Genomic DNA, 24,237 nt, shown 5'->3' on the forward strand with positions numbered 1-24,237 from the left:
AAAGCCGTGGTAAAAACCAATGAGGATTGTCAACGGGTACAGCGCAGCCGGGGGGGATTTAACGGCGCTGCCGGTTTATGCGAACGGGGAGGGACATTCATCAATTTCATCTGTTTCTGGCAAGTTGTTGGTGTTTATTGGGTTAGTTCCTCCACAACACGCGAGTGAGAATAAGGAGGTCTTGTCGCGGATTAGTAAACGCGGCAATGTGATGTTAAGGACGTTAAGGTAAAACCTGAGGTTGATGAGGCTAATTCATGCGGTGGCTCGGTGAAGCCGCATATACGTTCTTTTCGTCAAAACTGATTGTTGACAACAACCCTGGGGCCATATACGTATAGACCAAAGCAGAATACGGGAAAATAATGATCTCGTCTATCATCCCCGTATTTCACTGCGCTTCATACAGGCTATGCTTAGTTAAAAGTGGGCTATTTGTTTAAAGCTAACTTTTTGTATAATATACTCCTTTTTATAATCTCCCAAATTAAGCAAAAATGAGTACAATTCAATTACGCGGTGTCCGGACTCATAATCTGAAGAATATTGATCTCGACTTACCCCGCAATCAACTGATCGTCATTACTGGACTCTCGGGTTCGGGAAAATCTTCACTTGCGTTTGATACGTTGTATGCTGAAGGGCAACGCCGTTATGTAGAATCGCTGTCGGCGTATGCGCGGCAATTCTTATCGATGATGGAAAAACCGGAAGTGGATATGATCGAAGGGTTATCCCCGGCGCTTGCCATCGAACAAAAATCGGCGTCCCACAATCCTCGTTCGACTGTGGGCACCATCACCGAGATTTACGACTATTTACGCCTGCTCTATGCCCGTATTGGCCAACCTTGCTGTCCTGTGCATCATCACGCCCTACAAGCGCAAACCATCAGCCAGATGGTCGATAGTGTGCTAGCGCTCCCGGAAGGAACAGCCGTCATGCTATTAGCACCTGTCATTCGGGAGCGCAAAGGGGAGCATCTCCAACTATTGGAACAACTCAAATCCCAAGGCTTTATTCGCGCCCGAATCGATGGCAAGTTGGTCGAATTAGATGAAGCACCTAAGCTCAGTTTAAGAAAGAAGCATACAATTGAGGTGGTTGTCGATCGTGTTAAAGTCCGTCCAGATCTGCAACAGCGTCTAGCGGAATCTTTTGAAACGGCCGTGCGTTTAGCGGATGGTTTAGCCACAGTGGCCCCTTTTGAGGAAAACGAAATTGAAGAGCGCACCTTTTCAGAACGTTACGCGTGTCCCGACTGTGGTTACAGTTTAGAAGAATTAGAGCCGCGATTATTTTCTTTTAATAACCCGATGGGCGCGTGCCCTTCATGCGATGGATTGGGCGTTCAACAATATTTTGATCCCAAAAAAATTATCCACAATGAAAAAGCGAGCTTAGCTAATGGTGCAATTCGTGGATGGGACCGACGCAATTTATATTATTATCAATTATTATCCTCCCTGGCCAAACATTTCGGTTTTGATGTGGAAATTCCTTATTCTCGATTGCCAAAATCAATCCGACAAATGTTGCTTTATGGGAGCGAGAAAGAAGCCGTGACATTTTACCTTGTCTCGTATAATGGTAAAAAAACGAAACGTACGTATCCTTTTGAAGGCATTATTTCTATTATGGAACGACGTTATCGCGAAACCGAATCACAAGCGGTTCGTGAAGAATTAGCGAAATATTTAACGATGAGTGAATGCGAAACTTGTCAAGGTTCGCGTCTGCGAAAAGAAGCGCGGCATGTATTTTTAGAATCAAAAAACCTGCCTGAAATTACCGCCATGTCAATTGGGAATGCTTTACAATTTTTTCAATCCCTAAAGTTAAAAGGCAAGCGCGGAAAAATCGCTGAAAAAATTCTAAAAGAGGTCAATGCACGATTGGGTTTTTTAGTGAATGTGGGTTTGAATTATTTAAATTTAGCACGCAGTGCTGAAACTTTATCTGGCGGCGAAGCGCAACGCATTCGTTTAGCCAGTCAAATTGGTTCGGGTTTAGTCGGAGTCATGTATATTTTAGACGAGCCGTCTATTGGATTACACCAACGCGATAACGAACGCCTATTGAAAACATTAAAACGGCTGCGTGATTTGGGCAACACGGTTATTGTCGTAGAGCACGATGAAGACGCCATTCGTACAGCCGACTATGTCGTCGATATCGGGCCCGGCGCCGGCGTACATGGCGGAGAGATTGTAGCAGAAGGTTCACCTTCTGAAATCATGAAAAATCCATGCTCGCTAACTGGACAATATTTATCGGGTAAAAAAACCATCCCAGTACCTAAAATACGCCAGTTAAACTCCCATTACTCTCTTTCATTAAAAGGAGCTCGTTGTAATAATTTAAAAAATGTAGACGTGGATATTCCGATCGGATCAATGACTTGTATTACCGGCGTTTCTGGCTCTGGAAAATCAAGCCTCATCAGCGACACTCTTTATCCTATTGTCGCTTCTCGTTTAAATGGTGCAACGCAACGGCGCATCGGACCTTATCAATCCATTAGCGGGTTGGAATATTTAGATAAAGTGGTTGAAATTGATCAGAGTCCAATTGGCCGAACGCCACGTTCCAATCCCGCCACTTATACGGGTATTTTTATGCCGGTTCGCGAATTATTTGCTGGGACGCCAGAATCGCGCGCGCGGGGTTATCTTCCTGGTCGTTTTAGTTTTAATGTTAAAGGTGGACGTTGTGAAGCTTGCGAAGGCGATGGAGTCATTAAAGTAGAAATGCATTTTTTATCGGATATTTATGTCGTTTGCGATGTCTGCAAAGGTAAACGTTACAATCGCGAAACATTAGAAATTCACTACAAAGGAAAAAATATTTATGATGTATTGCAGATGACAGTAGAAGATGCGCGAGAATTTTTTGACGCTATCCCCATCGTCGCCCGAAAATTACAAACGCTGATCGACGTGGGATTGTCTTATATTACGCTTGGACAAAGCGCTACGACTTTGTCAGGTGGCGAAGCCCAACGCATTAAATTATCCCGTGAATTATCCAAACGGGAGACAGGGCGCACTTTATATTTACTCGACGAACCTACAACGGGTTTGCATTTCCACGATATTTTGCAATTATTAACTGTACTCCATCGTTTACGCGACGGCGGTAATACGATTGTTGTTATTGAACATAATTTAGATGTGATTAAAGTAGCGGACTGGATTATCGACATGGGTCCCGAAGGCGGCGCCGGGGGCGGTCACGTGGTTGTTGCTGGGACACCAGAAGCAGTCACTAAATGCAAAGACTCCCACACGGGAAGTTTTCTAAAACCCATATTGAAAGCTTCCTTTTCACTAAAACCCTTACCCGAAAAAGTGATCAAGTAGACCGTATGCAGCGAGGCGAAATACGGGATTTTCACTGCTATAGTCACCGAAAGAGGAGGTAATTATGTTCAAAATACTGTATTGCGCAATCTTAGCGTTGTGCGTGTCATTCAGTACAGTTTCAATGGCTGCTGAACCCCTAAACATGCAGATTTTTTTATAAATTTTACAGATAAAACGGCTTACAGTTAAGAACGCGGTTTACTCTAAGGGGCATCTTTCTAGTCCTGAGGGTGCGATGGAGAAGAGTTCGGAATATGAAATAAGGGAAGGAACCACAGTGAAGTTCTCGATTTCTCATAGTTCGTCGATCCCGTGAGGCGATGAAGGTGACGTCAAGTTTGATGTTGTATGGAACAACAAAACTTGCCTTGTACATGCTCATTACAGGAATTGGAAGGAAGGCATGTTGTATACGTTGGATTTCGACAAGGGTTACGATTGTTTGTGGTTGAAGAGAGACCATTTATATGGGATTCTCAGATATTTCTCGGTTAAAATTGCTGCTCTTGAGTGAAATAATGAGTTCGAGCCAGCGGAGCGCCTGTGTGATTTTTACCATTGAAGAGGAAAGCGGAGTTTGTAAAGACTGCAAATTGCGGAAATTCATTGTTATGGATATAGTATCGCTATAGAAATCCTTCTCATCGGTGGCACAGGAACCATTGGCCAAGCAGTTGCAGCCGAATTAAAGAAATGGCATACCGTTGTTATTGCGGCTTATCGGCAAGGTGAGATTTGAGTGAATGTCGCCGACCTTGGCTCAATTGAGCGTATCCATTAAGCGGTCAATAATATAGATAGCATGCTTGCAACGACAGGGAAGGTAAAATTTGCCGATTTTTCCGAGATGCCCCTAGAAGACTATGCCACAGGCATACAAAATAAATTAATGAGATAAGTTGCTTTAGTGCTTATTTGGTAAAAAATATCTTAAAGAAAACGGCTCTTTTACGCTCAAGAGCGGCATATTAAACCACGATCTTATTCGTTACCGGCATCTCAGCTGTCATGGTAAATGGCGCATTGGACGGTTTTGTTAAAAGCGCCGCCTTTGGAATGCCAAAAGGCCTACGCATCAACGCCGTTAGCCCCACCGTGATTACGGAAGCTCTGCCGGTTTACGAAGTGTTACTTCCGCGGCTTCAATCCCGTCCCGCCCGCCGAAGCAGCACTCGCTTACAGTAAAAAAAGCGTTGAAAGATTGCAGACGGGCCAAATTTATCGAGTGGATTATTAGCGATCATTCGCGAAGCGCGAATCCAACCGTAACCCGTATGGAGCGGGAGCGTGCTAGCGGAATACGGAAACGATGCGCCACTGAACCAGCGTTGGCAGGGTGAGTGCTAGCGTTTGGTATTTTGGTACAATAGATACGTTAACAGCAAAGCTATCTCCTGAAAATGCTTGTTTTCTCTTATCGCAAAATACTTATACGTGTTCTACTCCAAAGGATCTACCGTTATCCTTAACGTGTCGCGTACCCATTACTTTAAAGAGCAATCAAGCGATTGTGGATAAAACTATTTATAACTAATTGTTTGGCTATGGGAAAAGACTTATGGTGGAAGATGGAAAAATAACGAAGCCGTTGTGCCTGTACACGGCGAAATGAGCCATATAGGTCGTTAGTTCACTTGGATTGATGGGTTTGCTCCAAGAAAGCTGCGGATTTAATCACATCCTCAGCTCTTTGAGAATTAGGCCGTAGCCCGTATGAAGAGCGCCAGCGGAATATGGGAACCGATGCGCAGCAACCCGTATTTCGCTTTGCTCCATACGGGCTACCTCGATCCCCAGCCAGAAAGCTGCGCTGGAAGGCGAATTCGCGTACAATAGAGGAGGCATGTTGAGGCTTAAAAATGATCGTTTTATCCATGCGTTGTTGCGCCAGCCGGTGGATCGCACGCCAGTGTGGATTATGCGCCAAGCCGGCCGCTATTTGCCGGAATATTGCCAATTGCGCGAAAAAGTGCCAAATTTATGGCGTTTTGTAAAACACCCGCACTGGCTTGTGAAGCGACGTTTCAGCCGTTAAGACGCTTTCCGCTGGATGCTGCATCATTTTTAGCGATATACTTACCATCCCCGATGCGATGGGGGTTGATTTGCATATTGCGCCGACAGTTGGGCCAGTCATTCGAAACCCCGTGCGGTTTTGTCCGCAAGACGTAAATCGACTCCAAATGCCGCTAGTGGAAGAAGCGCTTTCTTACGTGTTTGACGCCATTCGTCTAACTGTAAAAGCGCTCGATCAGCGAGTTCCTTTGATTGGGTTTGCGGGAAGGCCTTGGACCTTAGCGTGTTACATGACCGGAGGTCAGAGCAGCAAGACGTTTCTTTTCTAACGGCCAGGGCCATGCTTTATCAGCAGCCTGACGTATTTCACACGTTATTACAAAAATTAACCACCCTTACGATTGCTTATTTGAATGCTCAAATTAAAGCCGGTGCGGACGTCGTTATACTATTTGATACGTGGGGCGGTTTATTGACTCCCTCATTGTATCGACAATTTTCATTGGATTACTTATCACAAATCGCCTCTGAAGTGGTCCGTCAAAAAAACGGCCGAAAGATTCCCCTCATTTTCTTCACTAAAAATAGGGGACAATGGTTAGAAAGCATTGCAAACAGTGGTTGTGATGCGGTAGGGTTAGATTGGACGATGGACATTGGCGAAGCACGGCGACGTGTGGGGACCGAGTTGCCTTGCAAGGTAATTTAGATCCAGCGATTTTACTATCAAATCCCGAAAGCATATCGACAGCGGTCGTCGGTATTTTAAAATCCTACGGACAAGGCTTTGGACATGTATTTAATTTAGGTCATGGCATCGATCCCAGTACGCCAATCGAAAACGTCACTGCCCTCGTTAAAGCTGTACAAAACTTTTCTATTAAAAATTATTAAAAATGAAAAACCAATCAATAGTTATTATCGGTAGTGGATTAGCAGGTTATCTCTTTGCTAAAGAACTTCGTAAATTGGACACGACAACCCCGTTGGAAATAATCACGGCCAACGAAGGCGTTTTTTATTCTAAACCATTACTATCTACCGCTTTGACAAACAAAAAATCAGCTGATGAACTAGCAGTCTGTACTGCGGACAAAATGGCTTCGCAATTACAAGCAATCATTCACACCCATTCGATGGTCGAGGTGATTGATCCTATTTCTCAAACGGTAACGACATCGCACAAAAAAATTGCTTATAAAAAACTGATCCTGGCCTGTGGTTCTTACCCGATCGCGCCCTCTTTGCAGGGCAACGCTGTTTCGGATGTTCATTGCGTCAATGATTTGACTGCTTACGGCAGATTCCGCCGATCGATAAACAATAAAAAGCGTATCGCAGTGATAGGCGCTGGGCTAGTGGGGTGCGAATTTACCAACGATTTAGTGAGTGGTGGTTATCAAGTGGAGGTTATCACTAAAGAACCTTATCCACTCGCGAAATTTGTGCCTGAATCCATTGGCCGTGCTTTGCAACAGGCGTTAACAAACAAAGGAGTGCATTGGCATTTACAACAGGTCGCAAGCACAGTGAATCGCCACCAAAAAGATTATGAAATTAGCATGACGAAGGGGAAAACAGTAGCCGCTGATGGTATTTTTTCTGCCATTGGCATCCGCGCCAGATGTGATTTAGCTGAATCCATAAAACTTGATCAAAAGACTGGCATTATTGTCGACCGTTATTTAAAAGCAAGTATAGAAAACATCTATGCGCTCGGCGATTGTGCAGAAGTGGCTGGCGAGATACGTCAATACATAGCGCCTCTATTACAATGTGCGCGAGCACTGGCCAATCATTTCGCCGGCGATAAAAAGCCAGTGCATTACCCCCCCATGCCTATCGTGGTTAAAACCCCGGCTTGCGCCATCGTGACTTATCCACCCCCAAAAACAGTTAAAGGCGAATGGCAATGCAACGGGGAGGGCAACAACCAGCGCGCCTTGTTGTATGACCATCAAGAAAAACTACAGGGTTTTGCCTTATCAGGTAATTGTGTTAAAGAAAGGATGTCATTAACCAAACAATTGCCCTCCGTTTTTGAGTAGTTTAAGCTCTAGAAAGCGGGGACAACTTTTGGAATTTTCAACCCTTCCAACTTTAATTCCATGACCCCCAAAAGTGAATAAAATCACGGCGCTTGGTTGGAGCGGCCGGCCTCTTCAAGTGCAATCGACTTAGCTATAAGAAAAAATAGATGTTTCTAACACCGAGGCTTTAAATGACACTTTACACCATTGCGATTACACTAATTTTAGTGATGGATCCACTGGGAAATATCCCCGTTTTCCTCGCCATCCTAAAACAATACGATGTTCGCACCCAAATCCGCATTATCTTACGAGAATCCATTATTGCTTTTTTTATTTTAGCTTTATTTGTTTTCTTCGGCCGTTACATTTTACGCGGATTACACATCACAACGCCGGCCTTAAGCATTGCCGGGGGCGTGATTCTTTTTATTATCGCTATCCGAATGATTTTCCCACCCGACCAAAAGCCTGCTAAAGAAGATTTTGAAGAACCCTTGATTGTTCCCTTAGCCATACCGTTGACCGCGGGGCCTTCCGCAATAGCAATGGTATTATTATTCGTTACCCGAGAGCCTCATCATTTATGGTTAATATTTTTGGGGGTATTTATTGCGTCACTAATTTTTACCTTGATTATGCTATGGGCGCCTTATTTAATAAAAATTTTAGGAAAGCGTGGGTTAACGGCTATTGAGCGTTTAATGGGAATGATTTTAACGACGATTGCCGTCCAAATGTTTTTAGCCGGGATTGCAGAATATTTAAATCTGTCGCTCAAATAAATGCTTATCGCTATATTTAAGACTTAAACTTCCAATACTATACACTTCTTTGCGCCGTCCGCTTTTCAAAATTTGGAAACAGAGCGGATGATGACTTCGTATCCCAGTTGATTTAATTGCGTTTGTAATGGATCGCTTCTATACGTAATAAAAATAACGGCTTTCTTCGTGGGGATTTTATCTGTTTTTATAACAAGCGCATTACAGGAAAAATACAGTGCATCTTCATCACTCACCACCCGTCTTTATCCTCATCAATATTTTTTCAATAAGCTGAACAGAATAGGCATCAAATGCCTCTGGATAATACATCACGGCAATGTCGAACAAAAGGCAAAAACAAGTATCCAGATGGTAAAATTTCTCATTGATTAATTTAAGCGGCGTAACAGGTATTGAAAAATACGTTTCAAGGTATTCCCAGGCTTTTAATTTATATAGCCCATCCACACCTTACTTACCATCCCGTTGAAAGAGAGCATCACCTGTTCCCTCAAAATAAATCGATTTTGGCATTTGGAGGATCGTATAGCCATACTTTTCAAGCCATTGCTTGAAAAAAACTTCTTCTCCTTGTCGTTGCTTATGCTGGAAATGAGCGAGGATACAGAGCTTGTCGTAAACCAGCCCAGTATTAGCGGTAAAAACTAAATCGGGTAAATGAGGTCCGGGAGGAATCAAACGAATAGTTACTTATTGCAGTAGAGTCTCGTAAAAAGCTTGCCACTGTTCTTCCGCCAATTGTTTATCCACGAGATGGATATGACCGTTCATCCAAGGATTAATCACATAATCCATGTTGAAGTAATCCGGTTTACACATAAGCAATGTTGCAAGCATAGCAAGAGTGTATTGGATTATGGTATAAAAATAAACATTATCCTAAGGAAGCTAACTAGGTTTGTTTACAGCTCTTTTTGTACTTTATGGTAAAAAGAGGCTCCCCGTGCGAGAAAGTACCTCAAAAAAGCTTGGAAAAATCATTCATGTTGACATGGATTACTTTTATGTGGCGATTGAAATACGCGACAATCCTGAGGTGCGCGAAAAACTGGTTACTGTAGGGGGCCTACTCATTCGGGGGGCGTCATTTATACGGCTAACTATATCATTAGGGAATATGGTGTCCAATCGGCTATCTCTTCTTCCATATGCTAAAAAGTTTTACCCCTCGCTGATAATCTTGCCAGTCAATATGGAAAAAATACCGTGCTATTGGCCACCAAATCCGCGGTTTATTTCAGGAGTATACCCACCTTGTCGAGCCCCTTTCGTTAGACGAAGCCTACTTAGATGTTTCCGATTGTAAAATACATCAGGGTAGTGCCAGGCGAATCGCTCAAGAAATCCGAGAACAAATTGTGAAACGACGCTCGCTAAGTGCTTCAGCGGGAGTGGCAACCAATAAGTTTTTGGCCAAAGTCGTAAGTGCATGGAATGAGCCAAATAGAATTAAAGTTATTTTACCTTCCAAAGCTGATGGCTTTGTTAAGATGCTGCCCATTGAGAAAATTCACGTTGTCAGTAAAATCACCGCGCAAAAAATGAAAGCGATGAATATTCATACCTGTTCGGATTTGCAAGCGCTATCGTGGGAAGCGTTGAACATACCTTTTCTCAGGAGATAGCGACACTAAGCAAGTGTGAAATTGAGTTAGCAAATTTATTTAATGACCTAAAGCAGCGACTTTTAAAGCATACTGATCGCTACATCCGCAAACAATTTGTTAAAATTAAACTTAATGATTTTAAAATCACTAAAGCTGAAACCATAATGCAAACCATATCTTTGGATTTATTTAAACATTTGCTTTATCAAATCTTTGAAAGACAACAAAAAGTCTTTGAAAGACAACAAAAAGCAGTGCGTCTGTTAGGAGTAGGTGTTTCCTTTTCTGAAGATTCCATGTTGGAATTACAGCAAATATTTGAATAGTGAGAGAGGTTGTCAAATTAGGAATTAAGTATTATCTTTAAATCACTCTCGTCTTTTTCTTCAGGAGGAAGCCATGACTAAAAAGCAAAAACCTTCACAAAATGAAGACCTAAACTTAACAAGCGCACAAGGAACACTCATTTCCGATGACCAGAATTCGTTGAAAATAGGAGATCAGGGGCCTCTGTTGCTCGAAAATTTCCCTTTTCGGGAAAAGCTTTTTCATTTTGATCGCCGAAGGCATTCCTGAGCGTGTGGTCCACACCCGAGGTTTTGGCGTTCACGGTTACTTTGAAACCGATGACTCACTCTCTGAAATCACGATGGTTCATTTATTTCAGAAAAAAAGGCGAGAAAACCCCTGGTTTCGTGCGATTTTCGACACTCGTTGGAAGCCAGGGGTCTCCCGATTTAGTTCGCGACGTGCGAGGCTTTGCCGTTAAATTTTATACGAAAAAAGGTAATTTGGGCCTCCTGGGGAACAATATTCCTCTTTTTTTATTCAAGACCCTATTAAGTTCCCCGATCTTATTCGCGTCGCCAAGACAGAATCGGATCCTGAGTTTCCAGAAGCACAAACGGCGCATGATAATTTCTGGGATTTTATTTCCCTCACGCTGGAAAGTTTTCATATGATTATGTGGGTGATATCAGACCGAGCGATTTCTCGTTCTTTTCGTTTTATGGAAGGATTTGGTGTGCACACTTTTCGATTCGTCAACGCCTCCGGAAAATCCACGGTTGTTAAATTTCATTGGAAACCCAAGCAAGGGTTGCAGTCAATTAGTTGGAATGAAGCGGTAAAAATTAATGGAGCCGATCCTGACTATCATCGTCGCGATCTTTGGGAGATGATTCAACGTGGTGACTTTTCGGAATGGGAATTAGGGTTACAATTATTTGATGAAAAATTTGCAGAAAAATTTCCATTCAACGTGCTGGACTCCGCTAAACTGATTCCTGAAGAAGATCTTCCAATCAAAATTGGACGGTGGTGCTGATTAAGCTAATTCTTGCGTAAAACACCGCCATTGCAGAATCGCGAGTACCTGCCTTAAGAAAAAAGACATGGAATACAAACAATCCCGACCTGTTACTGCAAGACTTTCTTATCAGGTCAAATTACTCGTTTTATGCGTTATCGCGTTTTTAATCTGTAATGCGGTATTAGGGTTATGTTTATGGCATCAATCAGGACGGAAAGAGATTGTATTAATTCCGACGGAACTTTATCAAAAAGCAATACTAATGGATGGACAGCAGTGTCAGTGCATCGTATTTAGGAGCAATGTCGATGGTGTTGGTGTCTCAATATCACACCCGAGACGGTGCTGAGCAGCAATCAGGCTCTACTGTGTTTTCTTGATTCGCAATTTTATGCGAATTTTAAAAAGCAATTGAGCTTCGATGCCAACGTCATTAAAGACGGAAAAATCGCCTCAATATTTTATGTCAAAGGCGTTCATACCTATCCAAGAAACCTGATAGTCATGATTGAGGGCGAATTAAAGCGCTGGGTCGGCGAACGTCTAATTAGGTCAGAATCGAAACGGTATCGGTTTTTGATTAAACTTTTCCAACAGGCATTGGCTTTTTGCCTTATTTTTCTTTCTTCTTTCCCTTCTCTTACTTCTCTTACTTCTTTCACGATGAGCTTGTCAAAGCCGATGCTACTCATCATATTTATTTTATAAAGATCAGTAATGATAGTTAGGTGAAAATCGAGCCCTTAGACGTGGATATTAATCGTTTATTTGTTGCAAACGATAAAATCAGGAGCTTGAATGCACCGACGCAACGAGTCATGGCGCATAATGATGAATAAGGGTTCATTTATCTCAATGTCAGAGATAAAACACCCTTTATGGCATTTATTACCACCCAATCAGGCCGACACCGCCATTACGATGGAGGTCCAAATGACGAGCTATTGCGTTGGTTAAACGCTTAGAAAAGCAATTCCCGCTTTCGGATGAGGCGAAGTTAAGACTGGGTGCTGAGAAGTTCTTTGAACCGTTTAACTTCGTACTCGAGATCATGCAAACCTTTGGATACCAGAAAAAGATAGCCTCTAAAGACCAATTTTGAATTAAGGACGAAGAAGAATATGCGCTTGTCATCGGGAAGTGAAACCTTTTCTCACGCTTCTCAAAGAACGAATCGTGGTTTACTTAAAATCCGATCTAGATCTCGCGGCCGTTGTGTGCTGTGCGGATAGGATTGATGCTAATTACATGAAAATATTCGATAAAGTGAATTATAAAATTACTATTACCCTCAATTCTCATTCCTCGGCGGGGGAAGAGTGTTCCTCCATGAAAATAAAGGCGGTAAACGGATATTTGCTTATACTTGCTCACTTCGAAAGAAGTTGTTTTCTGTTTGAGTTTATGTCTTCACCCTGCTACTCAGCAGAAATGCGCTTATGGCCGCCTACAACCGTTTTCGCTTCCTTTTCTTGAAGTTTTTCATAACTTCACGGTAAGTAACCACCCTGATCGGGTTAAAGATGAATCCTTTTGTTTTCCAGGTCGTAAAGATTTATGACCTTGCGGTTATGATAATGCCTGGGTCTTCCGCTCGACCAAAAGGAGTATGAGGATGAAGGGATTCGCACTGTTACCTATCCGGCAAACTTAGTAGTGGTAAGAAAAATGTTATTCATCATTACCTGATGTAAGCGCTATCTGATGTGAGCGATATTATACTTTAAAGTATCCAGATGGAGCTAAAGAGAGCGGCGATACAATTACTTGTGAAGAGCCGCTGGATGAAACCAGCTGTCAAGACAAGTTTAAGGGAGCTCAGATGTCATGTCGGACAGATGTTTTGTCAGAGGTATCGATGAGATTCAGCAACTGCCAACCAATTTCCCTTACCTCCTAGCGGTGAAGGGACGTCACTGGACAAAGGAGCGTGTGGGCCCAATCAATATGAGGCGATACCGACGTATTCCGCGACAATGATGGTTCCCGCGCGTACCTGGATTGAGTGGTGGGGGCCCTCTAACCACGGTAAGGTATTTCGGATTGAAAAGAGCAAGAGCTTAGCTGGGACACTTCCGGGGCGAAACGGCCAAAATAACGGCTTTATGATAAACGCCGGTGATATGGATATTCTTAACCATAATATGGCCCCAAGAGAATTGTGAGGGAGGCATTGTCATTAGACAGGAAGCTTATTTTCATTCGCTGCATTTAAAAGGGGAACCGATTGCTAATTTTGTCTCAAGATCTCCTGCCAAGCAAACCATTCTCGCCTTGTGTCACACACGCTATATTGATACTGGACCTCATAACAGATTCGCTGTGCCGCTGATAGGCAATTTCATTTTTGTCGTGTACAGCAGAGATTAACTAAACCGACATTCCTAACACTGATTTTAACAAGCTTAAGGTACCCAGAATATGCAACATTGCTTTAGCCATCGTTCCTGGGAGCGTTTGCTCCCGTCCGACACGCGAAAATAAAAGCACACCCCGAATAAAAACGCCCACGCCGATTAACCGTACAAAGAGAATGATTGGCGGAATGAGCTGCTCATACCCGACTTTTCCCCCGTGATAATGGAGAAGGTTACTGGTGGACCAGAAGCTGGTTAAGGCACTGCTCAATACAACAGGAAGGCACATGAGGACGATTCCTGCCATCATCAAGAGGGTCGCGGCTATGGTCATTTGATGGGACATAAAGGTGCGCATGCATCTCTCCGTAACGTTTCAAACGGAAAATTCCCATCATAAACAATCCTAAACCTATCAGGATCGATATGGACTGAACAATCTTGGCCATATAGCCGAGATTTTCTCTCAGTATGAAAGGATTGACACCTGAGGTCATAGGAAATTCTCTTCTTTTTTCAACTCACCTATCCCGTAGCCCTAATGAAGCAGAGCGAAATACGGAAAACACTGATCCATCAATGATCATCTGCTCCATAACCAATCAACCCTCCTTGAACTCATAAACATCACCCCTCGGTTAGCGTCTACCACCTTAACGGTGCCATATTGAGGCACCGGATCACCAACAGAAACAGATTCAGACAGTCCATCATTACTGACGATCCAAGCCCTGCCCGGAACGATAGCCTTTAAGTGGAAGACCACGGGGGCGCGGGCGGCACAATTTTTTTCGCCAGGGCTGACTTTTTTGCTTCTTCGGATTGGATACTTTGTCCCAATTGTTTCATTTGATCCACTAAGGCGGCCATTGCCTGATTAAGTCGGGATTGCTGAACCGCGAAGTCTGATTCAACTGATTGTGAACGTCCTGAAGTTGATTTTGCAATTGAGAAATGGTGGTCTGACTGCTTTGCTCATCCTGTTTGAGGACGTCTAATTTGCTCATTATCTCAGGAACAGGAACAGACAGCACGGATTGTTGAACCAGCGGTTGTTCTAGAGGGGCGGTGCATCGATCGATTTACTTCGATGTGAGTTCATCAGCTTAAATGCCACCAGAACGATCAACACAACCGCAATAACCGCCGTCATTCGCCTATTATTTTGAACAAAACGAACGAAGAAATTAACCGGCTTTGGCTCTGCAGGCTGTTGTTCATCAGGCGGGGTTGTTTCCGCTACATATTCTTCATTAGGATATTGGTATTCATCGTCACCGATGGTTTTCTGATTTTCGATACTCATTTAGTGATCACCTCTTCGTTACATGTTTTGATCCGCCGGTAAATGTTGCGGCAACGTGATATCGTTCATGAACAACAATCCAATCTCTGTACCGCCCGGCACTCAAATGGTCGGCGGACGATTGAAATTGTTTCCCATCACGGTAGCGTATTGTTCACCGGCGTTGCCCATGTCTAAAGCAATATATTATCCTGTATTAAGCTTCTTAAATGTCGTCACGCAAAACGGTCCAAAACAATTTTGTGTTGCACCTGAATTTATAATCCCTTGCGACAGGCCTGACAAAAACGCCGAAGCAAACAACGACCCGTAACGCAGTAAATAATGGCTATTAACGGATTTCGCGATCGCGGTCCGTGCGGTATCAGGGTCAATAGCCATCGCATTAATGCTAAAACTATGATTGAAAGAAGGCACATTCAATAAATTGAATTTTAATAAAACCTTCATATCCACTCGGCTAAAATCACCGATGAGCTTAGAGCCTTTCAGTTTGCCTGTCACAATGGTCGCTAAAATTAGACTTTTTTCATCGCTGTTGATACCGGTATCCAACACAGCGAACATAATGGTCCCCGCTTTAATGATAGGTCTGGTGGGTTGGCCCGCGCCTCCCACCCTTTGCGGGCCAGTAGCGTTGCCGCCCAGCAGTGTAGTCGCCGGTTGTTGCAAGGCCACTTGATATACTTGTCCAGAACCATTGCTCCAACCTGCCATGAGCTTTTGTGCTTGCAAGCTCATTTGCCCTTGCATTTGCTGTCTCAGATCTCGGCGCTCCTGCTCGTTGAGGTGTTCTTGCTGCAATTTTTGCAATGCCCGTAAGCGCGCGCCTTCGGCGAATCACTATTATTTATATAGAGGGCATCGTACTGTTCTCTGGACTATTTAACCCCGAGACACACTGGCAGCCGAATTATCGGCAGATAGGCACGGGCGCTGGGCGGACTGTAGGACCTTTGCCCCCGCTGGGAGGGATGGAGGATAACCGCCTTGCTCAGCCGTATAACCCGCTCGCAATAAATCACCTTTAGAATAACCCACGTTAGTAATTCTTCAGAGGAAAAACCCGCTGCTTTTAATCCGCCTGCAGAAAAGCCCGCATCACGTAGCACTTTTGCATTAAAGCCGGCGTCTTTCAATTGTGAAGCGTTAAATCCAGCTGTCGCTAAATCATGGGCAGAAAATCCAGCCGCTTTTAATGCTGCTACTAAACTGCACCCTTTTTGGCGTAATTTCGCCGCTGGAACACCATTGGCGCGGGCTTTTTTTAAGGTGGCGAGATCGCAATCAGGATTGTTTGTTTGGATTCCCGCGGCTTGCATTTCTGCTGATGAATAACCGGCTGCTTTTATTTGATCCGGCGTGAAACAAGCGTCCACCAATTCTCTTGCACTGAAGCCTACTGCTTTTAATTACGCAGCGGTAAAGGTAGCCGCTTTTAAATCTTTCGCGCTAAATCCCGCTGCCTGTAATTGGGCAATGGTAAATCCGCACCTGCGCAGTTCCGCGGCGGAATAACCTACTTCTTTTAACTCACCGGCCGTGTAGCCAGTCAGACGTAAAGCTGGACAAGAACAGGATTGACACACTAATTCTTTAGCCGCAACGCCGGCGCTTCGCGCTAATTTTAAATTATCCACCGTACAGCTCGCTGGATTGGGTTTATACATATAAACGACCTCTTTAATTGGACAATTTCGTTTTTTTAAGTCCGTTGTCGGGGCTGACGGTTGATCTTGTTCAAATTGGTCTTCCGATCCGAGAAAGCTTGGACGCGTAATGGTGGGTACAAAGCTGGTACCGCCTTTGCGCGCTTCGCTCGCTTGTTGGGCATTTTGAATATTCTGGGTTTTTACGTAAGCGTCTGAAGGATTGCCCGCTCCCGGCAGGGATTCAATCGTTGGCGGAGAGGAAACTTCGGCTGTACTTTTAAAGGCGTCTTCGGTAGACTTATGATGCCCCAAATAACACCCACCACCACGATTAAGGCCACAGCGGCAGTCACGGCAGTAATTACTCGGATTTTGCACTTTGTAGAAACTTTTTTGAAAACTCTGTCATTTTATAACCCTTCAATTATCAACTTAACTAACTGACCCCGCTGCGATGCCAACACCACTGGCGTCGTTTGCAGCTCATAGGCATGTGTCCTATCTGCACTGCTCATCGTCGAAATCCATCCCGGCGATAAAATCGTTAAACGGGTGCGTAAAAAAATGTGCCCCTTTATCAACCAACCCTGGCAGTCACCCCCGTAATCATCAGGGGTTTGCTGTTACTCGGCGGAACGCCGTTTAAAACGTTTAATAATTCGGGACTTTCCGTTGCTGGTAAACCGTCTAAGTTGGGTTGGCATTCGGCTCCAAACCAGGTACGCGCAAATCGACACGATAGTCGACGGCACGTTGTCCCGGCATTAACGTCAACATCACCGGCGTATCCAATCCTTGCAGCACGACGGCTAAATTCCCCGCCTTATAGTGGCTCAACGCTTGAACTAACAAAGTATTGTCTTTTTTATTCCATTGGATGTTAAAGCTTTTCGGATCGCCCAAGTCATAAGCTTGAATGGGCCACGGCGCACCACTCGAATCTAAAAATACCAATGACGTTACAAAACCGGCTGATAAGCGGATAATCGGGGGCGTTGCACCCGGGGATAAATTAACAATGACCGAAGCTGGAGTCGGTTTTGGCGGTACGCCAGGTGCGGCCGCCTGTTGGCTTTGGTCAAATAAATAATTGGAGTGTGCGGATTTGATCGGGCGATAACGGCATCATATTGCGAACTGTGTTGGCAAATGCGTCATCACTGAGGCTTGGATTTTGCTCGGGGGGTGAAGTAGAAGAAGCGTTTTGATTACTCTGCGATGTTGGGTTCGCCATTGAACGCGCTTTATTTAATAGATTGTCAATCGCCGCTTGTTGATTTTATCGTAATTTATCAGCAGTACGCGGCTGGGTTGAGGGCGAGCTTTGGTCAGAATCAGTGAATAACGACCTTATTCCATAAGCAAAAGAAGCATTATCGGCTAACACTAATACCGGAATGGTACTGGCCCCAATTAAAAGAGTTAGGAAAATTTTTTTGCATCACCATCTTTCTCACTTTACTCACAGTTTTACATTTACACCGAATTATCTACCGCATTCGGTGTGACCGTTTGCGTTAGGAAATTATTAATTGCTATCCGTTCCGGATAATCTTGGGTGGGCATCCGAAGCACAATTAACGTTACTTACATGGGCATGTTGATGGTGTGTCCTTCACTCGTATAGGTAACCAATAACGGCATTTTGATGTTCCACGCGAAATGGGCAGCAACCACTTCTTTGCAAACCACCGTCGGTGCTCCTGTCACTGTCGTATTGGATACCATTTTAAAATCGACTAAGATTTTTAAATTGTTTGTACTTTTTAAGCTGTTTAAAAACCATTTCCAACCATCGGGCGTAAAATTACTAGAAGCCTCCTACAACTCTTCACGCCAATGTTCGTAACCTAAACTAAATGTTTTACGCACAGCGTCCGTTGACCATTGCAATACAAAATCATCCGGTAAAACAGGGTCGCTTAAAGGATACAGCATGATAATCCGCCCATCGGCTGTCGTTGCGAAATGTTCCGGTTGCGGAGGGTACACCCATTTGTAAAAAATCATAAAGGCAAGGCCGTAATTAATAATTAATGCGAACAATAAAACAATAATCGCTCGGCGATAATTATTGCGATAAAACGCATTGTGTAAGATAACTAATTTTAACCCTTCACTTGAGTTGAGCATGTTATCCCATAACTGCGCTAAATTGGTTAATTTGAATACTTTTGACAGCGTCAATTATCGGGACTCGTATAATATCTATTGTAATAATAAAATGAGCTTTTTGTTGGATGCTAGCACTGGTTGTAAGTCACCAACAAAGGCAACTGCACACGCCAGCTATAACAGCCGTGAACCATTTCTTGATCTAAAATAACCGCAGGACCATTCACAATCCCCGCCATAAATAATTTATTGTTTTTCAACGAATCAATAGCGCCCGATGATTTCATTGCGTTCATTAATGAATTCCACCCCGCCGGAGTGAAATAAGAAGACTCGTTGTCTAATTGCTTGGTGTAATTTTCAAAGTCTAAGTTATATACCACACGCGTTGCTAAGGCGGCCCATTGTAATAAATAGGTGTTAGTTACTACCGGTATATCCAACGATTGCAACGGAATCACACGCCCCGTTGTCGTGGTTGGATAATAGGCCGGTTTTGGAGTGGTGACGATTTGGTAGCTCAAAATAGCCACAAACTCACCGCAATAACAACAGATGCGAGCAAAAAAGCCATTACCCGACGGTAATTATCATGGTGAAGATTATTTTTCTGCAAAGCCAATTGTTCGGCATTTATCGTCATTGTTTTTTTTACGCGTAAGGAATGTATACTCCGGATAAAAACGAAAACTTATTTCCACGCTCCGATTATTGAATCGCCCGTGAGAACTTCCGTTATAGTCCACTGGATTTTTTCGATTGTAACCAACGGCATAAGATAATCGCGCATTAACGCCGCGCGACCATAGAAAACTCGCCCCCACTTGTGCTTGACGCGTTGTCAACGCTTGCTGTCGCTCAATGTGTCCATTGTTATCCGTGTAAGCAGCCACTTGAACGCCATTGGTTTGTAATCGATGAATATAGTGCGCGCGAATTTTTGCTAACGAAGGCTTTGGTGCGGGAATTGTATAAACAGGAGCCGAGGAAACGGTGGTGTAACTGGAACAAGCGCTCAAACTAATCCCTAAGGCTAGCAGTAGCCCGTATGAAGCAAAGCGGAATACGGGAATTATGTCCCCGTATTCCGCTTTGCTTCATACGGGCTGCGGGATGTCTGCTTCACGGAAAGGAGGTGTTTTGTTCTCATTACTTACCTCTAACTCTTATTATCTGCTGTCTTTGCCGCTTCTTTTTTCTTTAAAGAGATAACCTGAATCATGTCGCATATCCCTTTGGCTACGTCAGTTTCTTTTAAGGTGAAATCGACTTTTGGCGGATATCGAGTGCCTTTTCCCATATCACTGATTAATTCAACCGCAATATTCATCGCCTGCTGACGGCTCTTTCCGCACAATCGTTGAATGTATTCAATTTGATCGCGTAAATAAGCCCGATCGAGAATGGGTTTTTTGAAATTATCTAGATCGTTACTAATAACGACTTCTTTAATATGATCGGACAAACGCAGCGGTGTAAAAAGACTCAAATAATCGACATCTTCCTTTTGGCTGGCTGACAGCTCTTGTAAAAAAGAAGTGGGTATATCGCCCGTTTGGGTAAAGAATTTTTTAAGCGCTATAATAGAGCGATCAAAAGGGGCTAAATGTTTTTCTTCACTAAAGACTAGAAAAACTTTTTCGACTTCTTCATTACTCGCTTCGATATCGGAAAAAATAGTGTCCTTCGTCGCTAATTTTTCAAAATGCTCAAAACTTTTTATTAATTTCTTAGCGTCAGAATCATTCGGCCCTGCGACTTTAAGAAAATGATTGAGCCGAAGGTATTTAGTTCGTTTAAGGTTCGCATAGAAAAATTTGCCGCGAACAATTTTCGATTTAAAAAAGAAATGCGCCTCGCCTTGACGTTGTTCTTTTAAAGCCAACAAGTGTCAATACGCGCTCGTTTTTCCACTCGAGCCCCTTCGCCCTCTTGATAGCTACCTAACACACTGCCTTGGTCGATTTGGAAGTTCTCAACGTGTGTCACGTAAGATTCACCCGCCGATTTCATAAAGAAATCCCACGTTTCCGTTGGATCTTCAAGTTTCATACAAACTTTAATATTGGTATTAGCGCCGATCGATGCCGCTTCTTCTTTCGAAGCTTTTTGAAAGGCCGGCAAATCTTGTCCGGCAAATATGATGGAAAATCCTAAGGATCGTGCTTGCGCGGGCACGATTGCAAAGCCTTCAACAGCGTAATAACCGTATTCATCCAAAACACATAAAAACGGCGTTTTGGAATTGGTGGGTTTAGCGTCGACTAAATCTGAATATTCGCCTTCAACATGTTCACCTAAACCGGAAGTTATCATCGCTTTTAATGTTGAAACAATTACTTTCCCTAAGTTGGATAATTCATCCAGTGATTTTTCTAATGCAGGCAATAATACACACAAAATGCGCCGATTTAGCACCACATCACGCAAATCGACTTCCGCTAAATTAGTTCGCATGATATGGCCGTAGGTATCGGCTAGCGAAGTAAACACTCGTACTAACTGCATGGTGATAAATCCATACTGTTCCAATACTTGTGAAACTTGCTTGCTTTTTTCTCTTTGTTATAACCGGGCAGCGTTAATACATAGTTTACAATAGGTTCGATCACGGTAGGCGGTACATTTTCTAAATTAATTGGCTCTTCGCTTTCGCGCAGAAATAATTTATCGACAACGATGGCTTCTAATTTCGGTAAATGAAAGTAATCACGAATGGTATTAGCATCTAACAGAATGTGTCCGACATCACGCATGGCAACAAGAATTTTCATTAATGCTTCGGTAAACGCGATAGCACGTCCTTTCCACATGTCACCATCGGGAGTTCCAGCGGCTTTATCCATCATGCTCACAATTAATTACGATAACATGCTGGAAGAACCATTCGCAAAAGGGTTTAAGGTATTGGATAAACGCTTTTCTTGCGGCCCGATAATTTCTTTCGCCCCCGTCATGAAATTAATTAACAGGAGATCGTCTTCGCGTCCCATCGCACGTACCATTGAAAATGCTTTCGCAAACAGCGATTATCGCCTTTACCATCCACATAAATGAAACTATTGGGTTGTAAGCACATTGTAAGCAATCGATACCATCGCTTCCGTTTTACCACTGCCGGTAGAACTAAAAATTAAGACGTGAGTTCGCACATCTTCATTGCTGAACCACAGTTCTTCTTTGGTTCTCCCTTTATTGCCAAAATAATAAATGCCTTATGCTTGCCGCGGTTTATTTCGCGTGCCTGGGAGAGGGTCATTGTAATCTTTCATGTGAGAGTGTTGTGGCAAACGGAAAGGCAATTTGTATTTGCGTGTGTAAGTATAGATAAAAGAAGCAATTCCCAGTAGTAAGATGACATCTGAAAAATAACTAATAAAAAAAGTAATTATTGCCAATAGCAATAGAAAAGTTGCGATGCCTCGCGGATTTTTTAGGAAACCGGCCATGCGCACGCTCAGTGTGCGCGTGTCGCGCAGCACGTGCGAATGGAAGCGTTCATGTTTTTCTTCTAAGTCGCGCGGCTGGTATGCTATCACTCTTCTTCCGAAATATAAAGTACCGTTGTTATATCCTTCTCCAATACCGTGACTGCCCCCTTAACCATCGGCGTTCGCAAAGGTCTTTCCAAGCGTTTTTCCGCTCGCCAATGCGCAAATAAACCAGCAATTTCGACAACAGCGGTCTGTCTACCCACGCTGTTTAACATGTACCACAATCGTAGATCGACGGGCTTTAACCATAAAAATTCAGCCGTCGTGAGAACGCCCTCGATGCGGGCGATTTCCAGAAGGGATGCCATTAGTGTTTCCACGTAAGCATGGCGTTTCTCCAGCTATTTAATTATTTTTGAATCTTTGTATTTTGTGAGTAATTCCTCAACGCCACTAAAATTTAAGCGTCCGTGCAAGGCCGATTGAGTAATTTGCACCAATAAATCTTCAGCTACTTTATGATCGCGATGACCATGCGCAACAAAAACAATGAGCAAAGCTTTGACATGAATTGGCAATGCTTCTACGCCCTTCCACAACGGCCCCATTTGCAACACAAATAAGCACTCCGCCGGGCCGGGTTTCACGGTCCACACTTTTTTGTCATTCTCTCCAATGGTGATGTCCAATAAATTATGTTCTTTACAAAAATTCAATGCTAATTTCGCTATCGCCTACGGGCCTTTCTCTAAATCGGCTTTGAGCAAATCTAATGAGAGAACCGGCGTGATTTGCGGCCAATTTTCTACTTCACTTTTTTTCAAACTGTCCATGGTATGGGTGCGTTGAAATCGGGCAGAACGATTACGGAACAACATCCAGCTCGCTAATCTTAATAAAATGAGAATAACGGGATAGCGCACCCATAAACTGACGTCGGTACTCAGCGCCCCCACTTGCGGAAAAGTTACCTCTTTTCTATTAGCGGTTGCCATAAAATGCTGCCAAAAAGCGAGTTTGTGATTTTATCAATCGGCATCAAGTTCAGCCAGCCCAACCCCACATTAACGCGATCCAACACGCCTTTTATTAAATCAATTTCGTAATGACGAACAAAAAATATCGCTGAAACAATATAGCTTCGCTCAAGCCACCAAAAAACAAGAACACCCAAGGCCAACAACATCAAGAGCCAAAAAAATTAGCGATTTGATCCGTTGCGTTTTGTTGCGCTGGATACATCTAGTTCGTCTCGCTTGTTTTTAGGATTAATTCCCGTGCTTGATTCACGTAATGATAACGTTTCTCTTGATGAATAAATTCAATAATATTTTCACTTTTTATGGCGTTTGGTATCACTGTGGTGAGGGGATTTCCCAGCCGGTCTTTTCGCAACTGATTTTCCTGAGAAATAATTTTAGACTGATCGACGGCTACGACGAGGCACGCTTCGGAAAGTTGCGATAGTTTTTGACGGATCGCTTGTATCGCATCGGCTTCGTTTTGATAAATGGGCCGCCCTACCATATAACTCTCTCGCCCTACCATATAACTCTCTAAAGAGGCCAATTGCAGCGCCCATTGTTTTAAATCGTGGCCGTTCGATTGGTATAACGATACATTAAAGTTTGACTTTGTTTTCTGTTAGGGCGGGGGTGGTGAAAGCTTGCCCCGGTTGCTCGCCATCCAGTTTTTCTTTTAAGGCGAACGCTTCTTCGTACAGTTTTTTATGGGTTTTAAGGTATTACGCAAGAATAGTGATTCTTCCCAGTTTGTGGCCGATAAGACTTGCCCAGTGGCTTGGATAATCGCTTCAAAAAGTTGACGGTAATCCTCTTTGGTTCGACGAGCCTTGGCATAAAAAATTTCTGCCGATTGAAGGAATTGCGCTTTTTGTTCATCAACACATTCAATCAATTGCTGCTTGAGGTGCTCATTTTTGGCATTCAAGCGCAGGTTGGACAAGTTAAATGATGTCATAATCCCGGCCCTTTAGCTGCATAGGAGAGTTCACTCTGATCATCTTTAGGATGGGAATATTTGGTCTTTAAATCTTTGAGAGATTCCTCAATGTCTCGAGTAAACTTTGACACACGGTCGATAACCTCTGCTGGATGCATGTTGGTTTTGTTTTGCATGTCAATACCATTAATTTTTAAGATTAATCCCCTAACGAGCCTATTCTACGCGAAAAAGTTTAAAATAAAATTAAAATTAATCGTCCAGGGCTTGAATATCTCTATACATGACGAAAG

Annotated in this window: 8 protein-coding genes and 19 pseudogenes; 13 read left to right on the forward strand and 14 right to left on the reverse strand. The window is 43.4% G+C overall.

The window, feature by feature from the left end; all coding sequences use genetic code 11:
- Both OWO34_RS07270 and uvrA read left to right on the forward strand, forming a co-directional pair.
- Positions 1–226 (forward strand): annotated as a pseudogene (locus tag OWO34_RS07270) (transposase); the annotation flags it as partial.
- A gap of 271 nt (positions 227–497) precedes the next feature.
- Positions 498–3,362 carry an excinuclease ABC subunit UvrA gene (gene uvrA, locus OWO34_RS07275; RefSeq protein ID WP_267257058.1) on the forward strand — a complete coding sequence of 955 codons (2,865 nt, stop codon included), beginning with the start codon at positions 498–500 and terminating at the stop codon, positions 3,360–3,362.
- A gap of 84 nt (positions 3,363–3,446) precedes the next feature.
- On the opposite strand, the pseudogene OWO34_RS07280 reads toward uvrA, so the two are convergent.
- A pseudogene (locus tag OWO34_RS07280) lies at positions 3,447–3,530 on the reverse strand (hypothetical protein); the annotation flags it as partial.
- Between the two features lie 843 nt (positions 3,531–4,373).
- Between OWO34_RS07280 and OWO34_RS07285 the strand changes: the two are divergent.
- Entirely contained in the window at positions 4,374–4,550 is a 177-nt protein-coding gene (locus OWO34_RS07285; protein WP_267257059.1) for a Rossmann-fold NAD(P)-binding domain-containing protein, read from the forward strand.
- 510 nt (positions 4,551–5,060) lie between these two features.
- On the opposite strand, the pseudogene OWO34_RS09890 reads toward OWO34_RS07285, so the two are convergent.
- A pseudogene (locus OWO34_RS09890) lies at positions 5,061–5,141 on the reverse strand (hypothetical protein); the annotation flags it as partial.
- Positions 5,142–5,208: 67 nt separating this feature from the next.
- Here OWO34_RS09890 and OWO34_RS07290 point away from each other — a divergent pair.
- The 5 genes and pseudogenes from OWO34_RS07290 to OWO34_RS07310 form a co-directional block, all read left to right on the forward strand.
- Positions 5,209–5,277: pseudogene (locus tag OWO34_RS07290) on the forward strand (hypothetical protein); the annotation flags it as partial.
- 68 nt (positions 5,278–5,345) lie between these two features.
- Positions 5,346–5,710 (forward strand): annotated as a pseudogene (locus OWO34_RS07295) (uroporphyrinogen decarboxylase family protein).
- An 11-nt stretch (positions 5,711–5,721) separates the two neighbouring features.
- Positions 5,722–6,275 (forward strand): annotated as a pseudogene (locus OWO34_RS07300) (uroporphyrinogen decarboxylase family protein).
- A 26-nt stretch (positions 6,276–6,301) separates the two neighbouring features.
- Complete coding sequence (locus OWO34_RS07305; RefSeq protein WP_267257062.1) at positions 6,302–7,429, forward strand: FAD-dependent oxidoreductase; 1,128 nt, start codon at positions 6,302–6,304, stop codon at positions 7,427–7,429.
- A 173-nt stretch (positions 7,430–7,602) separates the two neighbouring features.
- A complete protein-coding gene (locus OWO34_RS07310) occupies positions 7,603–8,196 on the forward strand; it encodes a MarC family protein (RefSeq protein WP_267257060.1) in 594 nt (197 codons plus the stop codon).
- A 65-nt stretch (positions 8,197–8,261) separates the two neighbouring features.
- Here the strand turns inward: OWO34_RS07310 and OWO34_RS07315 are convergent.
- Positions 8,262–9,036: pseudogene (locus OWO34_RS07315) on the reverse strand (dimethylarginine dimethylaminohydrolase family protein).
- 61 nt (positions 9,037–9,097) lie between these two features.
- Here OWO34_RS07315 and dinB point away from each other — a divergent pair.
- From dinB to OWO34_RS07330, 5 genes and pseudogenes are all read left to right on the forward strand, one after another.
- Positions 9,098–10,132, forward strand: a pseudogene (dinB, locus tag OWO34_RS07320) (DNA polymerase IV).
- A 73-nt stretch (positions 10,133–10,205) separates the two neighbouring features.
- Entirely contained in the window at positions 10,206–10,382 is a 177-nt protein-coding gene (locus OWO34_RS09570) for a catalase (RefSeq protein ID WP_323808279.1), read from the forward strand.
- A 4-nt stretch (positions 10,383–10,386) separates the two neighbouring features.
- Positions 10,387–10,575, forward strand: a complete 189-nt coding sequence (locus OWO34_RS09575; RefSeq protein WP_323808280.1) for a catalase — start codon at positions 10,387–10,389, stop codon at positions 10,573–10,575.
- Positions 10,502–11,133, forward strand: a pseudogene (locus OWO34_RS07325) (catalase). The gene OWO34_RS09575 and the pseudogene OWO34_RS07325 overlap by 74 nt, the downstream one beginning before the upstream one ends.
- Before the next feature lie 312 nt (positions 11,134–11,445).
- Positions 11,446–11,826, forward strand: coding sequence for a TraE/TraK family type IV conjugative transfer system protein (locus OWO34_RS07330; protein WP_267257063.1), 381 nt, complete (start codon positions 11,446–11,448; stop codon positions 11,824–11,826).
- Positions 11,827–13,488: 1,662 nt separating this feature from the next.
- Here the strand turns inward: OWO34_RS07330 and OWO34_RS07335 are convergent.
- The 11 genes and pseudogenes from OWO34_RS07335 to OWO34_RS07385 form a co-directional block, all read right to left on the reverse strand.
- Positions 13,489–13,972 (reverse strand): annotated as a pseudogene (locus OWO34_RS07335) (type IV secretion protein IcmC).
- A gap of 79 nt (positions 13,973–14,051) precedes the next feature.
- Positions 14,052–14,781: pseudogene (locus OWO34_RS07340) on the reverse strand (type IVB secretion system protein IcmG/DotF).
- Positions 14,782–14,799: 18 nt separating this feature from the next.
- Positions 14,800–16,804: pseudogene (locus OWO34_RS07345) on the reverse strand (TrbI/VirB10 family protein).
- A gap of 39 nt (positions 16,805–16,843) precedes the next feature.
- A pseudogene (locus OWO34_RS07350) lies at positions 16,844–17,899 on the reverse strand (DotH/IcmK family type IV secretion protein).
- A 10-nt stretch (positions 17,900–17,909) separates the two neighbouring features.
- Positions 17,910–18,566, reverse strand: a pseudogene (locus tag OWO34_RS07355) (type IVB secretion system apparatus protein IcmL/DotI).
- A 1-nt stretch (position 18,567) separates the two neighbouring features.
- Positions 18,568–19,191 (reverse strand): annotated as a pseudogene (locus OWO34_RS07360) (type IVB secretion system apparatus protein IcmL/DotI).
- 8 nt (positions 19,192–19,199) lie between these two features.
- Positions 19,200–19,698: pseudogene (locus tag OWO34_RS07365) on the reverse strand (OmpA family protein).
- A 9-nt stretch (positions 19,699–19,707) separates the two neighbouring features.
- A pseudogene (locus OWO34_RS07370) lies at positions 19,708–22,084 on the reverse strand (type IV secretory system conjugative DNA transfer family protein).
- Positions 22,084–23,224 (reverse strand): annotated as a pseudogene (icmP, locus tag OWO34_RS07375) (type IVB secretion system coupling complex protein DotM/IcmP). The pseudogenes OWO34_RS07370 and icmP overlap by 1 nt, the downstream one beginning before the upstream one ends.
- Positions 23,225–23,962: pseudogene (gene icmQ / locus OWO34_RS07380) on the reverse strand (Dot/Icm secretion system protein IcmQ). It abuts the pseudogene before it with no gap.
- Positions 23,959–24,120, reverse strand: coding sequence for a hypothetical protein (locus tag OWO34_RS07385; protein ID WP_267257061.1), 162 nt, complete (start codon positions 24,118–24,120; stop codon positions 23,959–23,961). The pseudogene icmQ and the gene OWO34_RS07385 overlap by 4 nt, the downstream one beginning before the upstream one ends.
- Between the last annotated feature and the right edge of the window lie 117 nt (positions 24,121–24,237).

The organism is Coxiella endosymbiont of Ornithodoros maritimus (assembly GCF_907164965.1).
In the GTDB taxonomy this organism is placed as follows: Bacteria; Pseudomonadota; Gammaproteobacteria; order Coxiellales; family Coxiellaceae; genus Coxiella.